Genomic DNA, 17609 nt, shown 5'->3' with positions numbered 1-17609 from the left:
GGCGCGGACAGGCCCGCAGCCGGATCAGGTCACGACGGGCACGAACGAAATCCGCACCCGTGCCATCCACGCTGCGAGGTCGCGGCCACCGAAACAATCAGACGCGCTGCGTTCGGCGACGAGAGAAAGATGGCGTCCATCACAATTTCAATGTTTCGTACGGCGGGAAAATTGCCAACGCAAAACTGCTGTTTCACCCCACCCCACGCGATCGATCCAAGTGGAATCAAAGCGCGCATACGTAAAAACAACCGAATTTCCAGCAATATCTTTCACACATAACCATCTTGAACCGCACGCAATAAACAGCCGGCATCGCAGCCGCCACAGCAAATAAATGCCAATACCTGGTTGCTGTTACCCGCAGCGACCCGAATAGCCTCGGCGCCGGGCTTGATCATGGACGGCACAAAAAAAGCCCCGGCTCGCGCCGGGGCTGTATTGCGAACTTGCAGATGCGGGCGCGGCACCAGGGCCGCGCGTCGCGATCAGAAAGTGATGCTCCAGGTGTCGATGCGGCCGATGTCCTGCGCGGCGCGATCGGCGGCGCGCAGCTTCCAGGTGCCGTTGAGCGCTTCGCTCGACAAGTTCAGGGTGAAGGTGCCGCTGACGTTGTCGGTGGCGGCGCCGGTGCGGTTGTGGATGTTGTAGACCGAACCATCCGGCGCGATCAGATCAACGATCAGGTCGCCCTTGTACGGATGGATGATGTTGACCGTCACCGAGGCGTTGCTCGGCGCATTGCCGGTGCGGCCCGACACCGCGATGCTGCTCGACACGCCGGTCGCGTTGTTGTCCGGGATGTTGACGTCGGTGCCGTTGCTGTAGGTCTGGGTGCCGGTCGGCGGGGTGGTGCCGTTGACCGCATCGAGCGCCGCCTTGGCGTTGATGATGCCGGCGCCGCAACCGCCCGAGCAGGCGCCCGGCAAGGCGCGCGCGGTGTTCTTGAGCAGGGTTTCGATTTCGGCCGGAGTCTTCGGCGTGGTCGCCTTCGACTGCAGCAACGCGACCACGCCGGCGACGTGCGGCGAGGCCATCGAGGTGCCGCTCATGTACACGTACTGCTCGCTGCCCTGGGTGGTGGTGCCGCTGTTGTGGGTCGAGGCGATCTGGTCGCCTGGCGCGGACACGTCGATGCCGGTGCCGTAATTCGAATAGCTGGCCTTGGCGCCGGTCGAGGTGGTCGCGGCGACCGCGATGACGTTGGCGCAGTTGGCCGGGGTCGAGGTCGACACGTTCGCGCTTTCGTTGCCGGCCGCCACCACCACGGTGGTGCCGCGGCCGACCGCGCCGTTGATCGCGGTCTGGTAGCTGCTCGGGCAGGCGCCGCCGCCGCCGAGGCTCATGTTGATCACTTCGGCCGGATTGGCGTTGGCCGGGATGCCCGACACGGTGCCGCCGGAGGCCCACACGATCGCGTCGGAGATGTCGGAGTCGTAACCGCCGCAGCGGCCGAGCACGCGCACCGGCACGACCTTGGCGTTGAACGCGGTGCCGGCGACGCCCTTGGCGTTGTTGGTCACCGCCGCGATGGTGCCGGCGACGTGGGTGCCGTGCCAGCTCGAATCGCCGGCGGGCGCATCGTAACCGGGCGAATCGCATTCGGTGGCGTTGTTCCAGTCGCCTTCGTCGTTCGGATTGGAATCGCGGCCGTCGCCGTCGCGCGAGACGAAGGTGTCGGAGATGAAGTCGTAACCGGGCAGGATGTTGGCGTTGAGATCGCTGTGCGGGGTGATGCCGGTGTCGAGCACCGCGACCACCGAGCCGGTGCCGGTCGCGACGTCCCAGGCCTGGTCGGCGCGGATGCCGCCGTTGGCGCCGTTGAAGCCGTACTGCACGCCGTAGTGGGTGTCGTTCGGGGTCAGCTTGCGCTGGCGCAGCACGTCGACTTCGACGTATTCCACGTTCGGGTCGGCGGCGATCTGGCGCATCAGCGACTCGGCCTGGCTGCGGTCGAGCGCGCGATCGCTGCGCACGACGTCGGCGCCGATCGCGGTGCGGCGCAGATGGCTCAGACCGAACGCGGCCGCGCCGCGGCTCTTGCCGGCGGTGCTGCTGGCGGCGGCGTTGAGCGCTTTCTGCACGTTCGCCGCGCTGCCGCGCTCGACGCTGTTGTTGTTGTACTTGACGATGAAGCGGTCGAATTTCTGCGCGGTCTGCAGACCGCTGAGGTTGATGCGTTCGGCGGCGAACGCGCTGCCGGCGGTGCTGGCCAATACCAGAGCCGTGGCAACGGCCAGAGCGTGCGTGCGATGAGTACGGACGGACATCGTGTGAAACCCCCGAGAAAGCCGCGAGCGCGGCAGAGTGGTCCGGTGCGACGACGGCAACGACGGGAAGCCGCGTCGACCGGACGGTTTACGGACGCATATCCGGCTTGCGACCGGCCTGCGTCCTTCGATTCACGCTAACGAGTGCGCGAACTCGGGGACAAGGGTTTTGCGGGGCTTTTTTACGTCTTAATGGTGAAACAAATCACGCATTGATTACGTGGTTGTGTGCCGAGCGTCACAACGCAGAAGCGCAAAAACACCCTGCCCAGAGGTTGTGCGCCGTGTGTCGGGTGGCTTGGGTGAAGTGGCGCGCTAAGTGTTTGTGACTGAGGTCGTCGGGGCTTTGGACCGGCGTCTGGATGGAGCCGTGGGTCACCGCTTTCGTGGGGACGAGGACTGCGAAGTCNCGAAGTATTCCCCCTTTGAAAAAGGGGGGGCTAGGGGGGATTTGCTTTTACCCGCAAGGCGCCACGTTCTCCACGAAGCAAGGGCCTGCAAATACTTCAGGCGCACACCTGGATGAAGCCCTGGATCCCCGCCTTCGCGGGGATGACGGGCAAAGGCGGGGTGTACTCAAAAACGTTCGCTGGCAGCCGGTCGCGGCAACGGCGCTGCGATGCGATGCGATGCGGCGATGCGCTAATGCAATCGTAGTAGCCGCGGGTGCTTGTGGAGTCGGCAGAGCCGCAAGTCGCTGGAGCCCGCGTTCGCGTGAGTGACGATTACGAAGTCCGAAGTATTCCCCCTTTGAAAAAANGGGGGGCTAGGGGGGATTTGCTTTTACCCGCAAGGCGCCGCGTTCTCCACGAAGCAAGGGCCTGTGCAAAGACTTCAGGCGCAGGCCTGGATGAAGCCCTGGATCCCCGCCTTCGCGGGGATGACGGCAAAGGCAAAGAAGATTCACGCAAGAACGAAGTGTGCAGGCGGCAGGTCGCGGTGACGACGCGACAATGCAACGGTGCAACGGTGCAACGATGCGGCGATGCGCTGAATGCGATCGTGGAAGTCGCGGGTGCTTGTGGCATCGGCGGAGCGGCAAGTCGCTGGATCCCCGCGTTCGCGGGGATGACGATTACAAACATTCGCTGCGTACGGCGGGTTCCTTCGGGATGACGATTACAAGCCTTATTGGCCGCGCTCAGCCGTCCTGCTTAGCCGTCCTGCTCAGCCGTCCTGTTCAACTGTCCTGTTCAACTGTCCTGCTCAACCGCCCTGTTCGCGTCGCGCGATCGCCTCGATATCGGCCGGTTCCAGAATCGCCTTGTCCGCGCCGGTGCGCGTAACGCCGAGCATCGCCAGGCCGATGGTGCGGGTGCTCGCCACCTGCCTGGGCAGCAACGCGCGGGCCAGGTGCCAGACCGGTTTGGTCCAGCGGTACAGGGCGCGCAAGCGCGCGTCCTTCGGCGCAATGCCGTTGAGCGGAACGATCGCGCCGGGCCGGAACAGGTAGGTCGCCTTGAAACCCAATCGCTGCAATTCGTTTTCGGTGCGGCCCTTGACCCGCGCCCACATCACCCTGCCCTGCTCGCTGCTGTCGGTGCCGGTCCCGGTGACGTAGGTGAACACCATCGCCGGGTTCAAGCGCGCCAGGGTGCGCGCGGCGGCCAGCGTGTAGTCGTGGGTGATGCGGGTGTAATCGGCCTCGTTCATGCCCAGCGAGCTCACGCCCATGCAGAAGAAGCAGGCATCGAAGCCGCGCAACTGGTCTTCGATCGCGCTGAAGTCGAGGAAGTCGGCATGCACCACCTCGCGCAGTTTCGCCTCGCCGCCGCCGGTCGCGCCGCGGCCGACGGTCTGCACCAGTTCGACATCCGCGGCGAGCAGGCATTCGCGCAACACGCCCTGCCCGACCATGCCGGTCGCGCCGAAGATCAGGACTTTCATGCGGTTCGCTCCGATGGGGGCCGCGCGGTACCGCGCGCGGGTGCGGCGGTGTCGATCAGGGTTCGGGGCCAGCTTACTCCGGTCAGCTGCGCCGATACGTCCCACAGCCGCGCGGCGATGGCTTCGTCCTTGGCGTGCGCGCCGATCGCCGCGTCGGTGACCGGGCCGCGCAGTTCGAAGCGATCGCGCGGGCCGTAATAACCCGCCGCTCGCGCCTGTGTCGCGGCGGCGGCATACAACGTCGGCATCGCGCCGTCGGCCGCCGATTGGCTCGCCCACGGCTGCAACCAGCGCGTGCCCAGTCGCGTCAGCCACGCATCGGTGCCGGGGCCGTTGGCGATCAGATCGGTGCGCGCATAGCCCGGGTGCGCGCCGTTGCTGATCAGGCCCCAGTCGCCGGCGTTGCTGCGTCGCTGCAGTTCGAACGCGAAACTCAGCGATGCGAGCTTCGACTGCGCGTACGCACGCCACGGTTGGTAGCGACGCTGCCATTGCAGATCGTCGAAGTGGATATCGGCGAGCAACTTGTGCGCACCGCTGCTGACGTTGACCACGCGCGGCGCGTCGCCCTTGCGCAGCAGCGGCAGCAGACGCGCGGTCAAGGCGTAGTGGCCGAGATAATTGGTGCCGAACTGCAGTTCGAAACCATCGGCGGTGGTCTGGCGCCGCGGCGGCATCATTACGCCGGCGTTGTTGACCAGCACGTCGAGCGCCTCGTGCTGCGCGGCGAAGCGCTCGGCGAAACGCGCGACCGAGTCCAGGCTGGCCAGGTCCAGGTCTTCGTAACGCACTGTCGCCTGCGGATGCGCGTCGCGAATCTTACGCAGCGCGGCCGCGCCCTTGTCGGCATTGCGGCCGGTGAGGATCACGTCGAAACGCGCGCCGGCCAGTCCCAGCGCGGTCTCCAGGCCGATGCCTCCGGTCGCGCCGGTGATGACCACGCGGCGGCCGGGTTGCGCTTCGATATCGCTCAGAGTGAAGGTTTTCATGAGTCGTGGGCCTTTCGCATCACAAGGCGGGAAACGCGGGGATCGGACCGCTCGCGGCGGCGTCGGTGGATTGGCTGACCGCGCGCCAGCGTTCGCCGGCTTCGGCGCGCGCGGTCTCCACGTTCGATGCGTATTGCAGCGCGTCGCTGCCGAGCAGCAGATGCAGCGGCGGCTGCGGATGGTCGGCGATGCCGAGCACGACCTGCGCCACGCGCGCCGGATCGCCGGACGCGCCCGCGCTGATGCCCGGGTTGGCCTCGTCGCCTTTCAACAGGCCGCGGAACAACTCGACCATCGGGCCGAACGCTTGTTCGTACTCGGGCAGCATCTGCGGCAGATCGGCCATCGCCTCCACGCCCCAGCCGGTGCGCATGCCGCCGGGTTCGAGCGTGCAGACCTTGACCCCGAAGCTCGCGGTTTCGGCCGCGAGCACTTCGCTGAAACCGCCGACCGCCCACTTCGCCGCCTGATACGCCGACAGCCCCGGCGTGCCGATGCGGCCGCCGACCGAGGAGATCTGGATGATGTGGCCGCCGCGCTGCGCGCGCATGATCGGCAACACCGCGCGCGACAGATTCACCACGCCGAACAGATTGGTTTCGATCTGATCGCGGAATTCGTCTTCACCGGTCTGTTCGAACGGCGCCATGCGGCCGTAACCGGCGTTGTTGACCAGCACGTCGATGCGGCCGAATGCATCCACCGCTTCGCGCGCGGCGCGATGCGCGGCGTGGGCGTCGACGACATCGAGCGCGAACGCGCGGACGCGGTCGCCGTAACGTTCGACCAGATCGGCGAGCTGCGCCGGATCGCGCGCGGTGGCGAACAGACGATCGCCGCGTGCGAGCACGGCGTCGGCGATATCGCGGCCCAGGCCGCGATTGCTGCCAGTGACCAACCAGACTTTCGACATGACATGACTCCTTGAGGATTGCATTGAGAGGAAGACGTAAAAAAATGACTGATTACGCACTCATTAAATGATCAGAAAAACACCGCCTTCGGCGCCGCGTTTGAAGCACGGACGGTTTCAGGCGGAGATCGCTTTCCAGAACGCTTCGAACCCGGCTTCGCGATAGCGCTCGGCCTGGCCGGGTTCGCGCGCGACGAAATCCATGGTGACCTCCCCGATCGCGCCGAGCAGCGCGCCGACGAAACTCGGCGACGGCCCGCACAGCAGGCCCTGCTCGACGCTGTGGTTCATGCGCGCGTTGAACACGGCGAACGCGCTCGCGCCGGCGGCGCGGCTGGCCTCGCTGACCCGGTCCGACAGCATCAGCGTGGTCATGACCTTGCGCTTGTGCGGATGCGCCACGCCCCAGTCGATGTAGGCGATCCAGAACCGATGGGTGAGTTCGCGCAGGTCGGCTTCGTCGACCCGGCTCAGGCCGGCGCTCATGACGTCGCGCATCTCGTACTTGAGCTCGAGATACAGCTGGTTGAGCAGTTCGTCCTTGTTGGCGAAATAGGTGAACAAGGTGCCTTCGGCGACCCCGGCCTCGCGCGCGATCTTCGCCGTCGGCGCGGCCAGGCCCTGCTCGGCGAACACGCGGGTCGCGGCGGTCAGGATAGCGTTGCGCTTGTCTTCGCTGCGGGGACGGGCCATGGGACTGGGGTGGAATCAATTAATGAGTGATTGCTCAATCATAATGACGAACAAGGGGATTGCAAGCGGTCGAGGCGAGCGACGCTTGCAGCGCCGCGCACACCGAAGTCATGGCCAATCCGATATGTCATTGATTATAAAAAGATAAACAGCCAACCCGCAGAGCCGCTAGCGGACGACTTGCCGACCAACGGTCGCTGGCTATCGTCCAGCATCGTGGGTCCTCGGCCCTGCCAGCGAGTATCACCCCTTCTTCGATGCGATCGTCCGCGAGCCCGGAACGCGTCCCGGCCGTCGCCGTCGTCTGATCCGCCAACATCACCCCGCCCCATCGACGCAAACAAAAAACCCCGGCCGAAGCCGGGGTTTCCTGCGCGACACCTGGCGCTTCAATCACAAGCGTGGTGCGCGATCAGAACGTGATGCTCCAGCTGTCGATCCGGCCGGTGTCCTGCGCGTCGCGATCGGCGGCGCGCAGCTGCCAGGTGCCGTTGAGCGCTTCGCTGGACAGGTTGACCGTGTAGGTCTGGTTGATGTTGTCGGCGCCGGCGCCGGTGCGGCTGTGCAGGTTGTAGACCGTACCGTCCGGCGCGATCAGGTCGACGATCAGATCGCCCTGATAGGTGTGGACGATGCTGACCGAGACCTGCGCATTGCTGGGCGCGTTGCCGGTGCGACCCGACACGGCGATGCTGGTCGACACGCCGGTGGCGTTGTTGTCGGGAATGTTCGCGTCGGTGCCGTTGCTGTAGGTCTGCGCGCCCGGGTTCGAACCGCCCTGCACCGCCGCGACCGCGGCGGCGGCGTTGACGATGCCCGCGCCGATCGGCTTGGTGCCCGGCGATACCGGGAACGCGCGCGCGGTGTTCTTGAGCAGGGTGCGCATCTGTTCCTGGGTCAACGGCGTCGGCGCCACCGACTGCACCAGCGCGGCGACGCCGGCGACGTGCGGCGCGGCCATCGAGGTGCCGTCGTAGGACAGGTAGGTTTCCGTCGTCGGTCCGCGGGTGCCGTTGTTGGTGGTCGAAAGAATGCCGGACCCCGGCGCGGCGATATCGACCCCCGCGCCGTAGTTGGAGAAAGACGAGCGAGCGCCGCTCGAAGTGACCGAGCCAACCGAGATCACTGTTCCGCAATTGGTCAGGGTATAACCGACCGGCTGCCCCGTGCCATCGACCGCGGTCAAGGCGTTGGCGTTCGAATTGCCCGCCGCGACGACGACGATCGTGCCGCGCGCGGCCGCGTCGACCAATGCGTCCTTGTAGATCTGCGGGCAAGCGCTCGGCGCGCCGCCGCCCAGGCTCATGTTGATCACGTCGGCCGGATTGGGATTGGCCGGAGCGCCCGGCACCGAACCGCCCGAGGCCCAGATGATGGCGTCGGAAATATCCGAGCCGTAACCGCCGCAGCGGCCCAACACGCGCACCGGCACGAGCTTCGCGGCGTGCGCCGTGCCGGCCACGCCCTTGGCGTTGTTGGTGACCGCGGCCACGGTGCCGGCCACATGGGTGCCATGCCAGTTGGAGTTCCTGGCCTGCCCGTTCGCGCCGCACTGGCCGGCATCGACACCGTTGCCTGGATCGGCCGGGTTGGCGTCGCGGCCGTCGCCATCGTTGGCGACGAAGAAGCCGCCCGCCGGCAAGCCCTCACCCGCCGGATCGCCGCTGATGAAGTCGTAGCCGGCGATGACATTGCCGTTGAGATCGCTGTGACTGACCACGCCGGTGTCGATCACCGCCACAACCGTGCCCTCGCCCTTGGTCACGTCCCACGCGGTGGTGGCGCGAATACCGCCGTTGCCGGTGCCGAAACCGAACTGCTGGCTGAAATTGGTGTCGTTCGGGGTGAAGTACGGAACCATGCGGATATCGTTGGACACCGACTCCACCGCCGGATCGGCGGCGAGCTGGCGCATCAGCGCGGCGGCTTCGTCGCGGCTGAGCGCGCGGCTGGTGAGCACCACGTCGGCGCCGCTGGCGGTGCGGCGCAGACGCTTGAGCTGCACCGCGCGCTTGCCGCCGCCGAGGCGGCTGCTGGTCGCGCTGGCGGCGCTGCCGATGGCCTTGTTGAAGCTGGCGACATCGCCGCGCGGCGCGCTGCCGCTGCGGTACTTGACCAGGAAACGGCCGAAGCGGTCGCCGCTGTCGGCATTGAGGCTGCTCAGATCGACGCGATCGGCGGCGAACGCGGAACCCGATACGCCGGCGAGCGCCAGGGCGGTGGCGGCGGCGAGACTATTGAATGAGTTGAAACGTGCGGACATCGGTTGAAACCCCCTGTCAGAACATTGGTGTCAGAACACTGGGCCGCATGCGCGGCAATGAACCGGTCGCGATCGCGCGGGAACCGTCTGCGCGTCGCGGGTCGGATACGGCGAGTCCGCGCCGGCGGCGCGGACCCTGGACCTCACGCTAGAACCTCCACGGCCCGCGCGGCACGGTTTAGACGTGCGAGCCATCACGATTTTTTGAGACGCACATCACCGATGCCCGCGAATAGGACGAGTCCTAATCGCAACTAAGGGTTGCGCCGCCATTGGCGCCGACGGCACCGCGTGGCCCCGCGGCCGGCCGCGCTCCATCGGTCTTGGCCGCGCACAAAAAAACCCCGGCCGAAGCCGGGGTTCGCGAATCAACCGCAAGGGCGCGGCCGCATCGCCGCGGCCGCGCCCGTGATGGCGGATCAGAACTTGATGCTCCAGGTATCGATGCGGCCGATATCGCTCGCCGCGCGATCGGAGGCGCGCAGCTTCCAGGTACCGTTCAAGGCTTCGCTCGACAGATTGAAGGTGAACGTGCCGCTGACGTTGTCGGTGCTGGTACCGGTGCGGTTGTGGATGTTGTAGACCGAGCCGTCCGGCGCGACCAGATCGACGACCAGGTCGCCCTTGTACGGATGGATGATGTTGACGGTCACTTCCGCGTTGCTCGGCGCATTGCCGGTGCGGCCCGAGACCACGATGCTGCTGCTCACGCCGGTGGCGTTGTTGTCGGGAATGTTGACGTCGGTGCCGTTGGTGTAGGTCTGCACGCCGCTGGCATTGACCGTGACCGAGGCGGTCTTGGTGTGGGTGGCGCCGCCGTTGTCGGTGACGGTCAGGGTGACGGTGTAGGTGCCGGCCGCGGCGTAGGTCTTGCTCGGGCTGGTCGCGGTCGAGGTGGTGCCGTCGCCGAAGTTCCAGCTGCGCGAGGCGATGGTGCCGTCGCTGTCGGTCGAGCTGTCGGTGAAGGTCGCGGTCAGTCCGCTGACGCTGGAGCTGAAGTTCGCGACCGGCGCCTGGTTGCCCGGGGCGGTGCCGACCAAGGCTTCGACCGCATTGAACGCGCGCACCAGACCGAAGCCGTACTCGTTGTCGCGACCGGCGGTGCCCAGGTCGAGCGCGGTGGAGGTGATCGCGTTACGCACTTCGGTCGTGGTCGCTGACGGTTTAGCGCTGTACAGCAACGCCGCCACGCCGGCGATGTGCGGGCTCGCCATCGAGGTGCCGCTGAGCAGGCTGTAGGCATTGACGTTGTAGATGACCACGCCGCTGACCGTGGCGGTCTGGCCGACCAGGCCGCGCAAGGTCACGCCGTCGGCCTGACTGACGCTGACCGCGGGAATGGTCGAGGTGACGCCGTCGCCGAGGGTGCCGGCGAACGCGCCCGGCACGTTGTTGTAGATCACCACGCCCAGCGCGCCGCCGTTCTTCGCATTGGCGACCTTGTCGCCGAACGAGATGTCGCCGCGTTCGCACAGCACGACCTTGCCGCTCCAGCTGCCGGCCGCGGCGCAGCGCGCGCCGTCGACGATCGGCGCGCTGGCCGAAATCGCCGCCGCGCCGGTGAGCCCGGTCGCCTCGTAGCTGGCGCCGTTGACCGACACCGGCGTGCCCTTCTTCGGATAGGTGCTCAGCACGTCCACGCCCGGCGCGGCGATATCGACCGCGTCGTTGTATTGCGAGCTCGCCGCCTTGACGTTGTTGACGTCGACCGAGGCCACCGAGATCACGTTGGTGTAGGACGCCGGATAGCTCTTGCTGGTATTGCCGTCGTTGCCGGCCGCGGCCACCGACAGCACGCCCTGGTTGTAGAGGTTGGTGAAGGCGGTGTTCTCGCTGGTGCTCGACAGGCCGCCGCCCAGGCTCATGTTGATGACCTTGGCGCCGGCCTGCGCGCAGCGGTTGGCCGCGTCGACCAGAGTCGAGCTGTAGCTGAAGCCGCAGGTCGGGCCGTCGAAGTACTTGATGATGTGCAGCGACACCTTGCCGGGGCTGACACCGACCACGCCGGTGCCGTTGCCGCCGACCGCGGCGATGGTGCCGGCGACGTGGGTGCCGTGACCACAGGTGTCGGTGTTCCACGACTGGCCGCTGGGCGCGTAACCGGTGATCGTGATGCCGGCGAAATCCTCGTGATCGGCCTTGATGCCCGAATCGATCACGCACACCTTGACCCCGGTGCCGTCGGCGCCGGTGGCGACCACGTCGGGCGCCTGCACCTTGGTGATGCCGTACGGCAGCGACTCGGCCATCGGATAACGCGGGACGTCCTGCTCGATGATCAGATTCTTGTCGGCGCGCAGCTTGCGCAGCACTTCGGCCGGCAAGGTCATTACCACCGCGTTGATGTTGTCGAACTCGTAATGGGTCTTGCCGTCGCCGATGCTCGGCGCGACCACGCCGGCGGCTTTCGCGCTGCTGGCGCTCAGCGCCCGCACCGTGCTGACAGTCTGCTGGATCTTCGCCTTGACCTGGGCCTTCTGGCCGGGCTGGAAGCGGATCCACACGCGATTCGGATCGCCCGGCGACTGCTGCTCGGGCGGCGCGCCGTGGGCGACGCCTGCCATGCACAGCGCCAAGGCTGCGGTAAGCGCGCGCACGCGCGGGTGACGGTTGGACACGTTGTGCATTTGATTCCCCGATTAAGTGGTTTGCTGTGTTCGAAGGCGCCGATGCCGGCAAGCGGCATGGCCCTGGGCGCGGATCCGTTGCCCCCGATCCGAAATCCATACTTCGCGAGGGGGTGGGCGAATGGAAGGCGGAGACATCGATGTCGCTAGGACGGAATCGTCTGAGCCGTCACATTTTCAGCAGGCAAATTTTTCCGCTGCTGAAATCTTGTGCATTGAAGCCACATCTCGCATTGGCGTGGTCTTGTCGTTTGGCACCTGCAAACGCATCGACGAATACCGAATGCATCTGCGTACGCGCTGGACAGATACACGTCGGCGCGACCGCGTCGGCCATCCGCGCCGCGCGGCAAGCATCCGAATAAAAAAACCCGGCCGAAGCCGGGCTCGTAAGCATGCCGACGCGGCCGCATCGCGGCGGCCGCGTCGCACTGTCGATCAGAACTTGATGCTCCAGCTGTCGATCTTGCCGACGTCCTGCGCGGCGCGATCGGCGGCGCGCAGCTTCCAGGTGCCGTTAAGCGCTTCGCTCGACAGATTCACCGTGTAGGTCTTGACGATGTTGTCGGTGCTCTGGCCGGTGCGGCTGTGCAGGTTGTAGACCGAACCGTCCGGCGCGATCAGGTCGACGATCAGATCGCCCTGATAGGTGTGGACGATGTTGACCGACACTTCCGCATTGCTCGGCGCGTTGCCGCTGCGGCCCGAGACCACGATGCTGCTGCTCACGCCGGTGGCGTTGTTGTCCGGAATATTCGCGTCGGTGGTGTTGCTGTAGGTCTGCACGCCGCCGCTGCCGCCGCTCACCGTGACCGTCGAGGTCTTGCTGTGGGTCGCGCCGCCGTTGTCGGTCACCGTCAGCGTCACCGTGTAAGTCCCTGCCGCGCTGTAGGTCTTGCTCGGATTGGTCGCGGTCGAGGTGGTGCCGTCGCCGAAGCTCCAGCTGCGCGAGGCGACGCTGCCGTCGCTGTCGCTCGAGCTGTCGGTGAAGCTCACGCTCAAGCCGTTGACCGCCGAGCTGAAGTTCGCCACCGGCGTCTGGTTGCCCGGCGTGCCGCCGGCCGCGGCGGCGACCGCGGCGGCCGCGTCGATGATGCCCGCGCCGCAACCGCCGGAGCACTTGTTGGCCGCAATCGGCCGCGCCGTGCTTTCCAGGATCTGCTCGATCTGCGCCGCGGTCTTCGTCGGCGACACCGACAGGATCAAAGCCGCCACGCCGGCCGCATGCGGCGCGGCCATCGAGGTGCCCGACATCCCACCGTAGCCATTGCCCGACAGCGTGGAGATCACATCGGTGGCGCCGCCGAACAGCGAACCGTTGCCGCCCGGCGCGGTGATGTCGATGGTCGCGCCCCAGGTGGAGTACGAGGAGCGCGAACCGGTCGTGGAACTGGCCGCCACCGAGATCACGTTGTTGCAGCCGGCCGGGGTGGTGCCTGCGACGTCGTTGTTGCTGTTGCCGGCGGCGGCGATCACGGTCGAACCGTTGGCCGCGGCGAGGTTGACCGCGGCCTGCCATGCCGGCATCTGGCTGCACGGCACGTTGCCGCCCAGCGACAGGTTGATGATTTCGGCCGGATTGGGGTTGGCCGGCACGCCGGAAATACTGCCGCCCGATGCCCAGACCACGGCATCGGCGATATCCGAATCGCTGCCGAAGCCCTGATTGCCCAACGCGCGGATCGGCAGGACCTTGGCGCCGAAAGCGACGCCGGCCACGCCGACACCGTTGTTGGTCACCGCGCCGATGGTGCCGGCCACATGAGTACCGTGCACGATATTCGATGAGTCCAGCGGATTGGCGTCGCGCCCATCGCCGTCGTCCGACTTGCCGCATCCGGGTTGGCCGCCGGCTTCGCGACATTCGGCCTCGGGAAGACCGGTGGTCGTGCTGACGAAGTCGTAGCCCGGGAGAATGTTGGCGTTGAGATCGGTATGCGACAGGATGCCGCTGTCGATCACCGCCACCACCACGCCGCTGCCGTTGCTGGTGTTCCAGGCGACCGGCGCGCGGATGCCGAACGCGGTATCGGCATAGTGCCATTGCTGGCCGAAGCTGGGGTCGTTCGGGGTCATCAGCGCCTTACTGATGCCGTCGAGCTGGACGAATTCGACATTCGGATCGGCGGCGATCTGGCGCATCAGCGCGATCGCTTCGGCGCGATCGAGCGCGCGGTCGGACGCGACGACGCGGCCGCCGGGCATGATCATCTGACGCAACGCACGCAGCGTCGGACGCTTGCTCGCGGCGGGCATGGCGGCGACCGAAGTGGCCTGGCGCAGCGAAGCGGACATCGATGCGGGGCTGGCCGCCGGCGCGCTGCCGCTCTTGTACTTGACGATGAACTGCTGGTTGCCCTCGTTTTTGAGGTTGCCCAGATACACCTGGCCGGCGAACGCGGGCGCGGCCAGGCCGGTCAGCGCCACCGCGGTGGCCGCGGCGAGCAGGTGCAGGCGATTGATGCGATTCGAACGAGACGTCATGACGTGATGATCCCAAGTGAGCGCCGCGATGCGGCGAGATGGAACGCTCTGGCGGACGGGGCGGTGGCGGACGCTTGCCTGCGGAACGTTGCGATGGATGCGGGTGGGGCCGCGATCCGGGAGCCAACGCTAGCGGCGCGGAAACATTTTCACCAAGCGTTTGCGGATGATTCGATCGACCGCGAAGTGATGCGCGTCGCAATGTGCGAAACGGTTATTTCGAATCGGTGCGGAACGAAAAACGGCGCGATCACCCTACTCCGCATTTGATGTTCTCTTTCGATGTAGCGCTTAAAACAGCTTAAAAACACAATTAATGTGAGTCATCGACACCATCGAAGTGCTTTCGAAGCTTCGGCTGCCTGAAGTCATGCATCGAATGCACCGGGATCGAATGATCTTGTCGTTGATGCGCATCCGGCCTCACGAGCCGCGCGAGCGAATTCGTTGATAGCTCGCAAGACTCGAACCGCCCGAACGCGAACTGCGCATTCGGCAATCAAAGCGCGGCAGGCTGCGATCGATCCGAAACGATTGCGAGCATGCAATGCCCTCGACTCACGCAGACGACGCATTCGTTGCTCACGACACGCGCCGCCGAACGCGGTCCCGGGCCGCGATGACTATCGAAGCCCGGGGCCGCTTGCCGCACTTCATGCCGGCCCGATCGCACCGGCATAGTCGACTGCTATACGCCGGCGCCAGAAGTTCGACGCCAAAGCAGCCGGCAACTCCCACTTCTTGTTGCTATCGCTGTTTCTTTTGCTTGTTGCTGTTTCTTTTGCTTGTTGCTGTTTCTTTTGCTTATTGCTTATTGCTTATTGCTTGTTGCTTGTTGCTTATTGCTTACTGCTTGTTGCTTGTTGCTTGTTGCTCTTGCTTGGCGCTGTTACTTGTTCCTATTTCCTGTTTCCCGTTTCCACCTCGCGCACCTCCAATGGCTGACCGCCGTCATCGATTCGCTCATCGCTGCTTTCCACCCACGGATACCGGCGCATCGACTCACTGCGCCCACATCCGCTTGCCGCTCCACCACCGGCCATGCCGCGCCGGCCCTCACTTGCCCCTGTGCACCTTCTTTTCGCTTCCATCGCGGCTGGCGCAATGCGCGATCGCTCAAGGCGATAGCCGCATCGCCAACGGATTCCCGGACTCCGGCCGCGACCGGAGTCCGGGAGCCGCTCTCCAACACCACGCAGGAAACGGTTCTAACGTCATTCGATGACTCGTCGCATGCGGCGACGGGTTCCCCGGACTTCCGCCCCCACGGAAGTCCGGGCCCGCCCCCTGTCGTGCTCGCCGCGATGGATGCGGCGACGGATCAGAACTCGATGCTCCAGCTGTCGATCCAGCCGGTGTCGTTGCTGTAGTTGTCGTTGACCCGCAGCCGCCATGCGCCGTTGAGCGGCTTGCCCCACAGGTTCACGGTGACGGTCTTGACGATGTCGTCGGCATTGCCGCCGCTTCGGTTGTGCAGGTTGTAGACGCTGCCGTCGGGCGCGATCAGGTCGACCTTCAGATCGCCGATGTAGCTGTGGCGGATGGTCAGGCTGACCGGCGTGCCGGTCAGCGGCGCCGCGTCGCTGCGACCTGATACGAAGATCGCGCTTTCGACGGTGGCGTGGTCGTGGATGATCACGTCGGCGTCGTTGAGATAACGCCGCTTGCCGCTCGCGGGCGCCGGATTGGCCGCGCGCACCGCTTCCATCGCGGCCTTGGCGTCGAGGATGCCGGCGCCGATCGGCCGGTCGGTCGCGAGCGGGAAACGCCGCGCGGTCTGCTTGAGCAAGGCTTCGATCTGCGCCGGTGTTTTCGGCGTGACCGCCAGCGATTGCATCATCGCGATCAGCCCCGACACCTGCGGCGTCGCCATCGAGGTGCCGCTGTAATAGGCGTAGCCCTCGCCGGCGACTTTGGTGGCACCCACGCCGACCGTGGACAGGATAGTGCTGCCGGGCGCGGCCAGGTCGACCGCGTTGCCGTAATTGGACGCGTAGCCGCCGCTCCAGATCGAACGCCGGCCGTCGGCGTCGCTGGCGCCGACGGTGATCGCGCCGTTGCAGTTGCCGGGGCGGTAACCGCCGGCATCGGCATTGCCGTTGCCGGCCGCGACCACCACCGCGACACCGCGCGCGATCGCGCCGTTGATCGCGTCCTGAGTCGCCGCATCGCAGACGCCGGCGCCGAGCAGGCTCAGGTTGATCGCCTCGGCCGGATTCGGATTGGCCGGCACGCCGGGCACGTAGCCGCCCGAAGCCCAGGTGATGGCATCGATGATGTCGGAGAAATCGCCGCCGCAGCGGCCGAGCACGCGCACCGGCACGATCCGCGCGCCGTAGGCGGCCCCGATCACGCCGTTGCGGTTGTTGCCGACCGCCGCGACCGTGCCGGCGACATGGGTGCCATGCCAGCCCGACGCGCCCGCGCCGTGGCCGGCATAGCACTCGTTGGCCGCGACCCAATCGCCTTCGTCGAGCGGATTGGCGTCGCGCGCATCGTTGTCGCGCGAGCGCCAGGTGCTGGCGATGAAATCGTAGCCCGGCAATACGTTGGCATTGAGATCGCTGTGCGCGACGATGCCGGTGTCGATCACCGCGACCACCGCGCCGCTGCCATTGCCCAGGTTCCAGGCCTCGCCGGTGTTGCTGCCGGCGTCGTAGTCGTGGAACGCCCACAGTTCGGAGTAGCGGCTATCGTTGGGCGACAATGCCGCCTGCGCCTTGCCGTTGGGCACGACGTACTCGACTTGCGGATCGCTGGCGATGCGCCGCATCAGCGCGAGCGCTTCGGCCCGGTCGAGCGTGCGATCGGCGCGGATCACATCGGCGCCGGTGGACACGCGGCGCACGCGACGCAGGCCGGCGGCCTGGGCGAAGCCGGCTTCGGCCTCGCGCAACGCCCGATGCAGACTGTCGGCATCCCGGCGCGCGCGGCTGCCGCTGCGGTATTTGACGATGAACTCTTGCATGGTCGCACCCGGCGGCTCATGGCCCGCCACCCGTGCCGTGGCCGCGTGGGCGGCCCGCGCGCCGGCCAGCGACGGCGTGGTCGCAATCGCGATCGTCGCCGCGGACACGGCGGCGACCAGCGAAACGATGCGCGAAACAGACGAGGCGCGGAGCGGCATGACGGACATCCCGATGACGGCCGCGAGCGGCGGCGTTGGCGGCGAAACGCTCCAGGTTCGATGCGGAGCGTGCTGCGGATGGACGTTCGTACGGCCACCCTCGGGATTGAAATTACTCAGCGTGTGCGCACGCAACCATCAGACACGTCTGAAACAGCACACTTAACGCACTTCAAATGCACCTGTCCGGATTGGATTCGCTGTTGCGATATGCGCTTATCCGACGCGGACGGAGGTCGCCGGACAGGTGATTTCGGGTATGCGCAAAACGGCTTCGGCGATACCGCTCGCCCTTCGATCCAGCGGTTTCGAAGCAATCGCTCGACGCTGATCGAACCACAAAAAAAACGAACCCC

At 66.2% G+C, this 17609-nt stretch carries 9 protein-coding genes; all 9 read right to left on the bottom strand.

Going from position 1 to position 17609, the window contains the following annotated elements; genetic code table 11:
* Positions 1-488: 488 nt before the first annotated feature.
* Positions 489-2270 (bottom strand): S8 family serine peptidase, encoded by a 1782-nt coding sequence (locus tag ASD86_RS16935; RefSeq protein ID WP_056113154.1) that lies wholly within the window; start codon positions 2268-2270, stop codon positions 489-491.
* Between the two features lie 1206 nt (positions 2271-3476).
* Entirely contained in the window at positions 3477-4157 is a 681-nt protein-coding gene (locus tag ASD86_RS16930; protein WP_056113152.1) for an NAD-dependent epimerase/dehydratase family protein, read from the bottom strand.
* Entirely contained in the window at positions 4154-5146 is a 993-nt protein-coding gene (locus ASD86_RS16925; protein WP_056113148.1) for an oxidoreductase, read from the bottom strand. Before ASD86_RS16925 ends, ASD86_RS16930 begins: the two co-directional genes overlap by 4 nt.
* A 19-nt stretch (positions 5147-5165) precedes the next feature.
* Positions 5166-6059, bottom strand: a complete 894-nt coding sequence (locus ASD86_RS16920) for an SDR family NAD(P)-dependent oxidoreductase (RefSeq protein ID WP_056113145.1) — start codon at positions 6057-6059, stop codon at positions 5166-5168.
* Positions 6060-6176: 117 nt separating this feature from the next.
* Positions 6177-6752 carry a TetR/AcrR family transcriptional regulator gene (locus ASD86_RS16915; RefSeq protein WP_056113141.1) on the bottom strand — a complete coding sequence of 192 codons (576 nt, stop codon included), beginning with the start codon at positions 6750-6752 and terminating at the stop codon, positions 6177-6179.
* 412 nt (positions 6753-7164) lie between these two features.
* Positions 7165-9015, bottom strand: a complete 1851-nt coding sequence (locus ASD86_RS16910; RefSeq protein ID WP_056113137.1) for a S8 family serine peptidase — start codon at positions 9013-9015, stop codon at positions 7165-7167.
* 419 nt (positions 9016-9434) lie between these two features.
* The gene (locus ASD86_RS16905) at positions 9435-11579 is read right to left on the bottom strand and encodes a S8 family serine peptidase (RefSeq protein WP_162253686.1); all 2145 of its coding nucleotides are present in this window, start codon (positions 11577-11579) and stop codon (positions 9435-9437) included.
* 501 nt (positions 11580-12080) lie between these two features.
* The gene (locus ASD86_RS16900; protein ID WP_056113131.1) at positions 12081-14126 is read right to left on the bottom strand and encodes a S8 family serine peptidase; all 2046 of its coding nucleotides are present in this window, start codon (positions 14124-14126) and stop codon (positions 12081-12083) included.
* Between the two features lie 1321 nt (positions 14127-15447).
* Positions 15448-17253 carry a S8 family serine peptidase gene (locus tag ASD86_RS16890; RefSeq protein WP_157476771.1) on the bottom strand — a complete coding sequence of 602 codons (1806 nt, stop codon included), beginning with the start codon at positions 17251-17253 and terminating at the stop codon, positions 15448-15450.
* Positions 17254-17609: the final 356 nt, after the last annotated feature.

This window comes from Lysobacter sp. Root690, assembly GCF_001427785.1.
Taxonomy (GTDB): domain Bacteria; phylum Pseudomonadota; class Gammaproteobacteria; order Xanthomonadales; family Xanthomonadaceae; genus Lysobacter.
Note: the sequence above shows the minus strand (reverse complement) of the source record. Positions and strands in the feature narration are given on the sequence as shown.